Raw genomic sequence first — 11,772 nt, 5'->3', positions numbered from 1 at the left:
AGTTTCCAGAGGCTGCCGAGTTTCAAAATCTTAGAGAAAACGGTTTCTTTTTATAATTTATTATAGCATTGAAAACATGATTGTCAATAAATTTTTTCTTTATTTTTTCCGCCTTTTTTCTGCTTGAAAAATTGAAAATCTCCCCTCCGGAAATAAAAAAAAGAAAAAAATTTACTATTTTTTTTGAATTTTTATGGAAGAAAATACCAAAAATGAAAATTTTTTTTATAAAAAAAACTTGACAGCAAAAGAATTCCGTGCCTATTATAAACACAGAAAAGAGAAAACGGTTTCTTACTTTTTGATTATTTTAAGAGGTTTTTATGAAATTAAGAAAAACACCTTTGGCCGTTTCTGCTTCAGCACTCTTGCTGGGGGGGGCATTATTCGCATCTGACGCTCCTGTAAAGCAGAACGCATGGTTTGACCTTAAGATGCACAACACCGTAGGCTACAACCTTGAAGAAAAAATCTACGGAATGGAATCAACAATCGACCAGGCTCAGATCTGGTGGGATTTGTTCACACAGGAAAACCGCGGATACGAATCTGAAACAGACAACTTCTCCGTATACTTCAGAGTTGAAGACTTGCGCTATGTGTTCAAATTCTATGATGAAAAGAAAACTTACCTTGACAGCTACAGCGGCGGCGATGACGGAAATTCCGACACAACAGACAGCAAGAAGCAGTCAACAGGATGGGAAGAGCGCCCGGGAACTGCAAACGACAAAGCAAACAACTACTTTGACTATTCACGCATTGTCGCAGGAGTAAAATACAAGAATTACTTCATGGAATTCTACAACTACGACTATGAGGATGCCGCCACTGTAGGATTCAACCACTCAAGCCTTAAGTCAATCTTTGATGATTTCCGCAGCGACAAGGCATTTGACTCCGACAAGGACAATGCGCTTGGCTTCCTGTACTACAACGGAATCCAGGACACAAGAAACTTCCTGGACAAGGACACAGGAGATCTCGGTCTTACAGGAGTTGTTTCGGCAGGAGCTGAATTCGACACATTCAAGGTGCGTCTTTCAACAGGAGCTGCCGGCTCATGGGTTGAAACAAAAGACAATGTTGACGGCCCAGGAGGATCCGGAGATCCTTACAATTCAGATGCAAACATCAAGAGAGGAAAAACATACCAGAAGTACAACGAAGGAAACGCAGGAGCAGTCCAGCTTGACCTTACTCTCACACCTACAGAGCAGCTTGAAATCAACCTGAGCGGAATGACAACATTCAACTTCAAGGATGCTAAAAAGGACGGAAATGTAAATATCGACTTTGAAGCTCTCAGCACAGCAAAGGACATCCGCGCTTTCGGAGGAGATATTTCCTACAAAATCCCGGCAGGAAAAGGCGTTATCGTGCCTTATGCAGGAGCTGACTTCAACTACAGCGAAGGAAGAACAAGAGAATACTACGACGACGGCGTGCAGACAACCGACAAGTCAGAAACACAGTTTGAAGTCGGCGGCGGACTCGCATGGTACCCGAGAGGCGCAGATGCAAAGGCCGGCCACGAATCGCTTGACTTCTGGGGAAGACAGTTCCCGATCGGATGCTCAGTCGGTGTAAACACAGACAACAACGGAATTGCAAGCCTTGTAGTTTCAGCATTTGAAACTCCTGACGAAAACGCGCTTATTCCAAACCTCGGCGGATTCCTTGAATTCGAATGGGTGAACTTTGCGGAGCAGGACGGCGGAGATTCCCGCTTCTTTGCAGCAGCACAGCTTGAATACATGATCAGAACAGAAACAAAGGGCGGACTTGCAGTTGGAATCAAGCCTTATGTTCTCGGACGCTGTATCCAGAGATGCAGCTCAAATCTCCAGAGAACCGGCCGCTACACTGTTGACTCAAGGCTCGGAATCGTAATCTATCCTTCTGAAAAGTTCAATGTTGATTTCCGCTATGAGCGCCAGGATCAGCTTTACACATACAACGGAGATGATGACAAGGACAAGGGATGCATTACAGGCACCTTCGCCTTCAGACTTTAGTATTTAAGTTTTATTTTAGCCTCCTAATTTAATAAAACTTAAGCATACACTTTGCTCTCCTGAAGTTTTCAGGGGAGCATTTTTTTTCACCGCCGCCCGAAGTGCTTGACCACAGACAGCCTTGGCTGTAATATTAAGAAACACAAGGGAAAACGGTAGTGTAAAATTTTCCCATAAGAGAGCCTTGAAAAGAGATTTTTCAAAGCCGCCTCTAGCCAATACGAAAAAAAATATGACAATAGAAAAAATAGCAGAATTAACCGGAGTTGCAAAAAGCACAGTTTCAAAAGCCCTGAACGGGCAGAAGGGTGTCAGCGAAGAAAAAAGAATTGAAATAATGAAGCTGGTAACTGAATACAACTATATTCCAAATGCGGCGGCTCGCGCGCTTTCACACAACAAGTCTGAGACAATAGGAATTCTGATTTCCTCGGACTACGAATACACGCTTTCCACCTCCTACTGGATAGAAATAATTTCGGCTGTTTCCTGCGAGGCTGAAAAAAACGGCTACAATCTTCTTGTAATCACGCAGGACAAGGAAGAGCCGCTCAAAGCCCTTGAAAACGCCATACTCAAAAAATCAATCGACGGGCTTGTTGTTCCGGCTGAATACGTCTGCCCGGAGCTTGTCCGTCTGCTGAACACTTCAGGAATTCCATTTGTGCTTCAGGGAAGATCTTCCCTCTGCAACCATTACTGCGTTGATGTCCGCAACATGGAAGGCGCGCACCTGCTGACTTCCCGGCTGATAGAAAACGGCGGTAAAAACATCGCATGCATTTCGGGGCCGGAAAAATTTCTTTACAACAAGGAACGTGTAGAAGGATTCAAGGCGGCGCTAAAGGAGCACGGACTGAAAAATCCGCTTATTCTGCACAGCGAATACACGGAAAACGAAACTGTAAAAAATGTCGGGCAGTTCCTGGAAAAGAATCCGCAGGTGGACTCAATCTTTATCACAGCGGGCGGAGATTTTCTCTTCTTTATATTCGACACACTCCGCAAGCACGGATTCAGCCTGGACAAAACAGGAATTGCGGTTTTTGATGACTACAAGCCGATGCATTTTTTTGTGACACCGGTTGCAGCCGCAAGACAGCCGATAAAACAGATGGGAGCGCAGAACACAAGAATTCTGCTCCAGCTTATAAACAACGAAGCTCCTCCAAAAATTTCCCTTTTCGACATTTCAATAGCGTAACAACAGGGAAATCGCCCACGGGCACCCGGGCTGTCTGATAAGCCTGAAGCATCGTGTCATTCCAGACTTACACTGTCTGTAACCTCGCCATGCGGTATTTGCCCCTCTGTCATGCTGAACTCGTTTCAGCATCTGTGTTGGGCAGGGCTCACGGGTGCAATACAGAAAAACTTACTGACGCGTAAACTCCAATCCGCCCAAAAGTGCAAATTTTCCATCTTTAACAATATAATCGCCGTTTATTTCCTCTTTTGTATCATCATCAGCATCAAGAAGTTCTCCTGTGTCATCGTCCATAAATTTTTTTACTGACAGAGCAATCGTACCGTCTTTTGAAGGATCACCTGTGTATGTTCCTGTCATAACAGTGCCTTCAAATTCACCAGCATTGCCCCTAACAACAAAAGTATTGTCATCATAGAATGTAAGCAAGTATGTACATTGCATTCCCCCGCTTGTGTACGCTGCCTTATAAACAGCAACAGTTGAATCATCATCATCGTCATCGCTCTTGCAACCTGCAAATGCGAGCGCCATCATAATTGCGGCAAATACAGCCATAATTTTTGCGAGCTTTTTCATAAGTTCACCTCTCAAATAAATTAATTGAACTGCCATAAATTTTCAGTCAGTTCATATACTCCATTTTACCCCCCCGAAATTTGTCAAGTTTTTTTTTGTGAAGAAACTTTGGACAAGTTTTTCACGCTGGGAGCTATATATATTCTAGAGCAGCAAACTGTATGAATGAAAATGCCTTAAGATCTTTATATATGCATTGTGAATCTTAAAGGATTTAAAGCAACGAAAAACTATAATTTTTAAACAGAAAACCGGGGTCAGTATGACAAAGCTTGAAGAATTAGAAAAAGATTGTGAAGTTTTCTATAATCCATTAGAGGGTGTGTCCTGCCTGTATCTTGCTTTCATTTATTTTACTAATGATAAATCTTTTTATTGCCGCGCGCTAAGCTCCTGAAAATTCCCATTGATTGAATTTTCATTTTATTGGTGGTAGTATAATGAAATATTTTTTAATCAGAGGATGTTTATGCTTACATTAAAGTTTGGCGGAACAAGCATGGGTTCTGCCCGCCGTATTCTTGACAGCGTGGAAATTATGACTGGCCGCGCAAAAACAGACCGTATCAGTGTTGTTGTGAGCGCTGTGGCCGGAGTGTCAAACAAGCTTCAGGCCGCTATTGACGGCTGTGCTGCAGGAGGAACTGCCGGGGCGTTTGTAAGCGAACTGAGGGGAATTCATCATGACATCTGCGCTGAAATAAAGTCCGCCCTTCCGGATTTTGACACAGAAAGTGTAAAGTCAAAAATAGAAATCCTGCTTGTGGAGCTTGAAAAGCTTCTTGCCGGTTTGACTGTATTCGGCGAGTGTCCCGACACAGTTCACTGCCGCATCATGGGAATGGGAGAGCTTATGTGCGCTCCTATTGTCGAGGCGGTTCTCCTTGCAAAAAAGCAGAGCGTTATTCTTCTTGACTCGCGCAAATTCATCTATACAACAGGAGATCAGAAGGAAGGCGAGCCTGACTATGCCCACTGCGCAGATGCCTTTGCGGACTACAGGGACGGCTCTTCTCCGCTGGCGCAGATTCTGCTTTTCCCGGGATTTATCTGCTCATGGATTTCAGGAACGGGGGCAAGACCTGTAATGGGGCTTCTTGGACGAAACGGCTCGGATTTCAGCGCGGCGATCGTAGGCGCATGCCTTGGCTCTTCAAAGGTTGAATTCTGGACTGATGTGGACGGAATTTACACAGCAGATCCGCGTGTTGTAAAAGATGCGGTTCTTGTGGACGACATGAGCTACGAAGAGGCAATGGAGCTTTCATTCTTCGGAAGCAAAGTTCTTCATCCAAAAACGCTCGCTCCTCTTGCGGCAAAGGGAATTGAAGCATGGAGCCTGAATTCCCACAACCCTTCTGCAAGGGGAACAAGAATCGGAAAAGGCCCGTTTGAAACCACTGCGATGAACGGCCCTGTGCGCGGAATTTCATGCCTCAAGGACTGCGCGATGATTTCCGTGAGCGGCTCGGGAATGAAGGGGCGCAAGGGAATGGCGGCAAGAATTTTTTCAGCGGTGAGCAACGCCGGAATTTCAATTCTTTTAATCACACAGTCTTCCTCTGAATATACAATTTCATTTTGCGTGCGCAAGGCATTTGCAAACGAAGTCCAGGATATTCTGAAAGCTGAATTTTCACTTGAGATTTCAACAAGAATTATAAATCCTATAAAAGTACAGGCCGACTGCGCCATTGTTTCAATTATCGGCGACGGCATGAAGGAAAAGCGCGGAGTTGCAGGAACATTCTTTGATTCGCTTGCAAGCCGCGACATCAACATTCTTGCAATCGCACAGGGTTCAAGCGAGCGTTCAATTTCGGCTGTAATAAAAGCGGAAGACGGAGATATGGCAGTGCGTGTTGCCCACCAGTTCTTCTTCAACACAGTGCAGTCAATACAGGTCTTTGCATTCGGCGCAGGAACAATAGGCGGAACTATGCTTGACCAGATCGGGGAGCAGCAGAAATCGCTTCTTGAGCAGGGAATTGACATCCGCGTTATGGCGATTGCAAACATCGACGGAATGATTTTCAACGCTGAAGGAATTTCCCTGGGCGACTGGAGAGAGCAGGTCAAAAAGAACGGAACCAAGACAAATCTTGACGACATAATCAGCTTTGTCAAGGAAACAAAACCGATAAATCCGATTTTTGTGGACTGCACCGCAAGCTATGATCTTCCGGAGCGTTACCTTGACATTTTCAAGGCAGGCATGAGCATTGCAACCCCGAACAAGAGGGCGAATTCAATGGACATGGAATTCTACAAAAAGCTGCGTGACACTGCAAACGAAATGCATGTGCGCTTTCTGTATGAAACAAATGTCGGCGCGGGGCTTCCAATTATCGATACTCTCCAGAACCTTTTCAAGTCAGGCGACAGGCTCACAGGATTCAATGGAATTATGTCCGGCAGCCTGAGCTACATTTTCGGCAAGCTTGACGAAGGCAAAAAATTCAGCGAGGCGGTTCTTGAAGCCAAGCAGCTGCGCTACACTGAGCCGGATCCGCGCGATGACCTCAAGGGAACAGACGTTGCAAGAAAGGCTCTTATCATTGCCCGTGAAAGCGGAATGAACATCGAGCTTGAGCAAATAGAAATGCGCTCGATTTTCCCACAGGGATTTTCTCTTGAAGGCTCTGTTGAAGAATTCCTTGAAAGACTTCCGCAGCTTGATTCATACTTTGAAGAAAAAATGGCGGCGCTCAGAAAGGAAAACAAAGTTCTCAGAATGGGCGCAAGCATCAAGGACGGCAAGGTTTCAGTGGGAATGCTCGAAGTCGGCCCAGAGGATCCTCTGTACGGTGTACGCGGCGGCGAAAATGCGTTCGTATTCCACACAGCGCGCTACACGCCTATTCCGCTGACTGTGCGCGGATACGGAGCCGGAGCCGGAGTTACAGCCGCAGGTGTCTTTGGAGATATTCTCAGAACCGTAAGCTGGAACAGCCACAGCTGATATTTTCCACAGGCTGCGCAAAAATGGCGGCCGTGGAACACAAATTTCAAAAATTCAATAGGATAAAAGTCGCGCTGTTTCAGTGGTGGCTTTTATCTTATTCCCTTCCCTGCTGGCTCTGGCAGCCTTTCCGCAAAACGAACATTCATAAGGAATTGAAAGATTCAGCCGTTTGTGCTAGATTTTTCTGAAATGGTTATCGTATTAAAGAAAAATTCATCTGAAGAGCAAAAAGAATATATCTGTAGTTTTCTAAAGGAAAGAAATTTCAAGATTAATGAAATTGTCGGAGAGGAAGACACTGTAATTGCCGCCGTAGGAAAAGTTTCCATGGACATACGCGAGCTGGAGCTTCTTCCCGGAGTTTGCAATGTTATTCCTATAAGCAAGCCTTTTAAACTGGCAAGCCGTGAATTTAAAAAGGAAAACACTGTAATTGAAATTCCAAACAACCGCGGGCAGATAATAAGAATCGGCGGACAGCGAATCGTTTCTATCGCAGGGCCGTGCGCAGTTGAAAGCCGGGAACAAATCATGGAAACCGCGGCGGCGGTAGCTTCAAGCGGAGCTGTAATGCTCAGGGGCGGCGCATACAAGCCGAGGTCATCTCCGTACAGTTTTCAGGGGCTTGGAGAAAAAGGTCTGGAATACCTGAAGGAAGCCGGAGATAAATTCGGGCTGCCTATTGTTACAGAGATAGTTTCAGAATCTCTTATTCCCGTCATGAAGGACTACGTGGATGTCTACCAGATTGGCGCGCGGAATATGCAGAATTTTGACCTGCTGCGGAAAGTCGGCGCAATAGGAAAACCGGTGATTTTAAAGAGAAGCTATACGGCGACACTCGAAGAGCTTCTGATGTCCGCGGAGTATCTTCTTTCCAGCGGAACTGACAATGTAATCCTGTGCGAGCGCGGAATAAGAACATTCGAGCATGCAACCAGGAACACCCTTGATATATCCGCAGTGCCGGTTTTGCGCTCGCTTACACATCTTCCGATTCTTGTAGACCCCAGCCATGCAGTTGGAATCCGCGAAAAAGTTCCGAGCATGGGGCTTGCCTCAATCGCATCCGGAGCAGACGGAATTATTGTTGAAGTTCATACACACCCGGAAAAAGCCCTCAGCGACGGCGCGCAGTCAATGCTTCCTGCCCAGTTTGACAAAATGATGCACGACATTGAAGCTCTTGCTCCCGTCATCGGAAAATCAGTGGCTCATATCCGCGAAGAAAATTTTTCAGTTGTAAATTCCCCTGAAAAAAAATCAACAGGCAAAATTGTCTGTGCATACAGCGGAAAAAGAGGAGCATACGCAGAGCAGGCAATTTCACGCTACTTTGACTCCCACGATATTGAGGCGCGGGCAGTTGATTCATTTGAAGAAATCTTCCAGAGCGTTGTCGACGGAAAAGCGGACTACGGAATGGTTCCCATTGAAAACAGCCTCGCAGGAAGCGTGTTCCAGAACTACGACAATTTCACAAGGTTTGAGGATGTAAGCATAGCAGGAGCCGTTACACTGAACATACGCCATGCGCTTCTCGGAGTAAAAGGCGCATCTCTTTCGGGCATAAAAAATGTTTATTCGCACCCACAGCCTTTCACCCAATGCAAAAAATTTCTTGACGGGCACAAGGAATGGAATCTCATAGATTCAGTTTCCACGGCAACAGCGGCGCAGTTTGTAAGCGAAAAAGGCCTGGCGGAAAATGCCGCCATTGCAAGTCCGCTTAACGCTCCCCTGTACAATCTTGAAATTCTTGCGGAGGACATTGAAAATGATCCAGGAAATTTCACAAGATTTGTTGTTATTCAGGCAAACCACACAGCAAAGCCGAGCGGAGCCGGGGAAGCGAATGTTCCTGCAAACATGGCAAGCTTTATCTTCAAGACAAAGAATGAGCCGGGCGCGCTCTACAATGTGCTCGGAGTTTTCAATGACTTCGGGCTGAATATGACACGCCTTGAGTCACGTCCGATTACAGGCCAGCCATGGAGATACTGGTTCTACGCAGATGCACAGATAAAAAATGCAAATGCGCCGGAATATGTAAAATCCCTGATGGAAAAACTTTCAGAAAAGGTTGAAGAAATCCGCCTTCTGGGAATTTATTCCGAGCTGGGAAAATAAAAATTTTTTAAACCAATAGACTTGCGTTGCAAGCTCTACCATTGACTTTTTACGGGAGTATAACATGAAAAAATATGTGCTTTCAGTTCTTGTAGAAAACCATGCAGGCGTATTGAGCCGTGTATCGGGACTTTTCAGCCGGCGCGGATACAATATAGATTCGCTCACAGTCTGCGAAACTTCAGATCCTGAAAAATCCCGCATGACCATTGTTGTCCGCGGCGATGAATATATTCTTGAGCAGATTGAAAAGCAGCTTTCAAAGCTTGTGGAAGTAATTTCAATCGAGCACTGCAATCCTTCCACCACCTGCCAGAGAGAAACTGCGCTGATAAAGGTAAAGGCGGCCGGAGAAAACAGAGGCGTAATCATTGAAACATGCAGCATTTACCGCGCCCATATCGTTGACGTTTCTGAAAACAGCCTGATTATAGAAGCCACCGGAAGCGAAGAAAAAATCAGCTCCCTCAAGCGGCTTCTTGAGCCTTATGGAATTCTTGAATTCCTGAAGTCCGGGCTTGTGGCAATGGACCGCGGCGAAAAAGTTATGTGCTGAGCAACCGCTCCGCTAGGGCTTCTGTTTCTGCACGGAAGCCTTGCACCATTTTTCATCAAAAAGCTGCCAGCAGTTATTCTGCGCCAGAACAGTTCCGGTTTTAAAGGACTTTATTCTGTGCGGAAAAAAAACTTCAAATTCATTTTTGTCAAACTGAAAATCCGGCAGCTCTTTTTTTTCTCCGAGCACTTTTCCAAATTCAAATTCAATATGCATAATCTCCTGCCTGCCTGAGGAACAGAATTTTATTTCAGCCGGAAAAACAAAGCGCCCTTCAGTAAAAACCGGAATCATAAAATCAAAGGACTCGAAGTTTTCAGGAAACGGAAAATCCGAAAACGCCCAGAGCGGAAAAACCGGAGAAGCAAGGTATTCAGGAGAAAACCGGGAATTAAAAACAGACAGCGATTTTTTCTGCATCCTCACAAGAAACAGAAGCGCATCTTTTCCGGGAACAAGACCAAACATGAGATTAGTGTAGCGTAAACCGAAAAAAAAGTTTAGTATGTTTATATGAAGAAATTTTTTTGTGCATATCTGATTTTCCTTCTTGCATTGCTTTTTTCATCCTGCTCTTTTAAAGAAAAAGAATCCTATATCGGCATGAGCGGAGAAAGGCTCATTGCGCTGAACCGTCCGGCTGTAAAGGCAAAAATTGAAAAGCCCCGGTCAAGTCCATATATGTTCTTTAAATTCACAGAAAACCAGAAGGCGCATTTCAGCAATGTGTGCTACAAGAAAAGCGGCGCGGGACTTTCCGTGCGGATTTCATTTTCAAGAAATTCCATTCCAAAGTCAGGGGAAAGTCCTTTTGCTTTCGGCTTTCTTTTTGACGATGATTTTTCAAGCGGAAATTTAACTTCATCAATATACACGCACAAATTGGTCACAGGAAGTTTTTCACAGTTTGAATCAGAGGATTTCAGAGTTGTGCTTTCAGTCGCAAAAAATGATTTTGTGCCGACCGGTTTTTTTGTGCACGGAAACGTCAAATTCAAAATCACTGAAATTCAGATTACAGAAGCCGCCATCGGCTGGGAAAACACAGATGTTCCGCTTTTTGCATTCGGGCCGAGCGGTGGAAAAATAAAGTGGGATTTTTCATCCGCGGATTTCAGCGATGCCAGGCGGATTTTTCCAGACCAGAATATACCGACACGGATAATGCCGAAAATCGAAATTAAAATTTCAGACCAGGAAGACATCGGAACGCTGAAAAATCAAAAGAGAATAACATTTATTTCAGGCGATGAGAAATTTTCCATAAGGCTTTCAAGAAACAAGAATTTAAAGACTATTCAGACTTCCGCCCTGAAAAATCCCGCGGAAAAAATTGTCCTGCGTGAAAACAAGAATCTTGTTGAAAGCCTGATGATGAAGGCTTCAGATCAAAGGCTTGCCCAAGACCCGGAAGGCAATGTTTTTTATCCTCTGAAAACTGATCTGGGGCTTATCTTTGAGTGGCCGCAGAAAAACTGGAGAAGAAGCGACTACGAGCTTTTTGAATGGGAACTTTTTCCCGGCGTTTTATTTTTTGATTTTGCCGACTATAAAGTCCAGAATCAGTTTTTTACAAGAATCGCATATTTTACAGAAAAGTCAGGCTACAAGGGAACTCTGGTTTCCGATGAATTTGCAGAAACCCACCATGGCTACAATGCGCATGACTACAAGGCAAAAGACCTTGCAAATTTCTTTTCACTGGCGGAGCAGACACAGTTTGCGCTGAACTACTACGAGGAAATTCTAAAGAGAATACTTCTTGAAAACAAAATCATAAAAAAAGGCAAATCCGGCTACAAGGAAGGAAGCGGCGCGGTCATTTCATTCAGCAGAGAATCACCTGAATATCTGCGCTACACATTTATGGCGCACGAAAGCTGGCACGGTGTTTATTTCACTGACGAAAATTTCAGGAACATTGTCGCAACTTGCTACAATATGTTTGACAGCAATTCTATGTCATTCCTAAAAACGTTCTGGGAAACACAGCCCACACTTGGCTATGACACAACTGATGAATATCTGATGCAAAATGAATTTATGGCATATATAATGCAGCAGTCATTTTCAAATACAAGGAACTACTTTCTTCAAATCGCAGGACGCGGCTCTGTAAACAGAATTCAGCCGGAAGATGCCCAGTACATCAGAAAAACAAACGCCCAGGCATTTGTTGACGCTTCCGAAGTGCTGAACACCTACGCCTTTGACAACTGGGGACTTTCCTGCGGCCGTGTCTTTCTTGTTCAAAGATTAGAAAACTAGCCGCGATTTTTCACAGGATTGTGTTCTAACTATACCGTAAAACTACGCA

The 11,772-nt window shown here is 44.7% G+C and carries 9 protein-coding genes; 7 read left to right on the top strand and 2 right to left on the bottom strand.

Going from position 1 to position 11,772, the window contains the following annotated elements; genetic code table 11:
* The first annotated feature begins 193 nt into the window (after positions 1-193).
* The 3 genes from ACI4L0_RS06495 (at position 194) to ACI4L0_RS06485 (ending at position 3,222) form a co-directional block, all read left to right on the top strand.
* Positions 194-397 carry a hypothetical protein gene (locus ACI4L0_RS06495; protein ID WP_439799358.1) on the top strand — a complete coding sequence of 68 codons (204 nt, stop codon included), beginning with the start codon at positions 194-196 and terminating at the stop codon, positions 395-397.
* The gene (locus tag ACI4L0_RS06490; protein ID WP_439799357.1) at positions 324-2,018 is read left to right on the top strand and encodes a hypothetical protein; all 1,695 of its coding nucleotides are present in this window, start codon (positions 324-326) and stop codon (positions 2,016-2,018) included. The genes ACI4L0_RS06495 and ACI4L0_RS06490 overlap by 74 nt, the downstream gene beginning before the upstream one ends.
* A gap of 232 nt (positions 2,019-2,250) precedes the next feature.
* On the top strand, positions 2,251-3,222 hold the full coding sequence (locus ACI4L0_RS06485; protein ID WP_439799356.1) for a LacI family DNA-binding transcriptional regulator: 972 nt from the start codon (positions 2,251-2,253) through the stop codon (positions 3,220-3,222).
* A gap of 171 nt (positions 3,223-3,393) precedes the next feature.
* On the opposite strand, the gene ACI4L0_RS06480 is transcribed toward ACI4L0_RS06485, so the two are convergent.
* Complete coding sequence (locus ACI4L0_RS06480) at positions 3,394-3,804, bottom strand: hypothetical protein (protein ID WP_439799355.1); 411 nt, start codon at positions 3,802-3,804, stop codon at positions 3,394-3,396.
* A gap of 469 nt (positions 3,805-4,273) precedes the next feature.
* On the opposite strand from ACI4L0_RS06480, the gene thrA reads away from it, so the two are divergent.
* The 3 genes from thrA to ilvN all read left to right on the top strand — a co-directional run bounded on the left by thrA (position 4,274) and on the right by ilvN (position 9,455).
* Positions 4,274-6,766, top strand: coding sequence for a bifunctional aspartate kinase/homoserine dehydrogenase I (thrA, locus tag ACI4L0_RS06475; RefSeq protein ID WP_439799354.1), 2,493 nt, complete (start codon positions 4,274-4,276; stop codon positions 6,764-6,766).
* Between the two features lie 192 nt (positions 6,767-6,958).
* A complete protein-coding gene (gene aroF, locus ACI4L0_RS06470) occupies positions 6,959-8,899 on the top strand; it encodes a 3-deoxy-7-phosphoheptulonate synthase (RefSeq protein ID WP_439799353.1) in 1,941 nt (646 codons plus the stop codon).
* Positions 8,900-8,963: 64 nt separating this feature from the next.
* Positions 8,964-9,455 carry an acetolactate synthase small subunit gene (gene ilvN, locus ACI4L0_RS06465; protein WP_439799352.1) on the top strand — a complete coding sequence of 164 codons (492 nt, stop codon included), beginning with the start codon at positions 8,964-8,966 and terminating at the stop codon, positions 9,453-9,455.
* Between the two features lie 12 nt (positions 9,456-9,467).
* Here the strand turns inward: ilvN and ACI4L0_RS06460 are convergent, their stop codons facing one another.
* A complete protein-coding gene (locus ACI4L0_RS06460; RefSeq protein WP_439799351.1) occupies positions 9,468-9,923 on the bottom strand; it encodes a hypothetical protein in 456 nt (151 codons plus the stop codon).
* Positions 9,924-9,968: 45 nt separating this feature from the next.
* Here ACI4L0_RS06460 and ACI4L0_RS06455 point away from each other — a divergent pair, with 45 nt between their 5' ends.
* Entirely contained in the window at positions 9,969-11,723 is a 1,755-nt protein-coding gene (locus tag ACI4L0_RS06455; protein ID WP_439799350.1) for a hypothetical protein, read from the top strand.
* Positions 11,724-11,772 lie beyond the last annotated feature (49 nt).

The organism is Treponema sp., assembly GCF_051883275.1.
GTDB lineage: Bacteria > Spirochaetota > Spirochaetia > Treponematales > Treponemataceae > Treponema_D.
The sequence above is the reverse complement of the archived record's forward strand: the minus strand, read 5'-3'. Positions and strand labels throughout refer to the sequence as shown.

Excerpts from the sequence above, each read along its gene's own strand:
- aroF (WP_439799353.1), top strand. The coding sequence starts at position 6,959 with ATGGTTATCGTATTAAAGAAAAATTCATCTGAAGAGCAAAAAGAATAT.
- ACI4L0_RS06490 (WP_439799357.1), top strand. The coding sequence starts at position 324 with ATGAAATTAAGAAAAACACCTTTGGCCGTTTCTGCTTCAGCACTCTTG.
- ilvN (WP_439799352.1), top strand. The coding sequence starts at position 8,964 with ATGAAAAAATATGTGCTTTCAGTTCTTGTAGAAAACCATGCAGGCGTA.
- ACI4L0_RS06460 (WP_439799351.1), bottom strand. The coding sequence starts at position 9,923 with ATGTTTGGTCTTGTTCCCGGAAAAGATGCGCTTCTGTTTCTTGTGAGG.
- ACI4L0_RS06495 (WP_439799358.1), top strand. The coding sequence starts at position 194 with ATGGAAGAAAATACCAAAAATGAAAATTTTTTTTATAAAAAAAACTTG.
- ACI4L0_RS06455 (WP_439799350.1), top strand. The coding sequence starts at position 9,969 with ATGAAGAAATTTTTTTGTGCATATCTGATTTTCCTTCTTGCATTGCTT.
- ACI4L0_RS06480 (WP_439799355.1), bottom strand. The coding sequence starts at position 3,804 with ATGAAAAAGCTCGCAAAAATTATGGCTGTATTTGCCGCAATTATGATG.
- ACI4L0_RS06485 (WP_439799356.1), top strand. The coding sequence starts at position 2,251 with ATGACAATAGAAAAAATAGCAGAATTAACCGGAGTTGCAAAAAGCACA.
- thrA (WP_439799354.1), top strand. The coding sequence starts at position 4,274 with ATGCTTACATTAAAGTTTGGCGGAACAAGCATGGGTTCTGCCCGCCGT.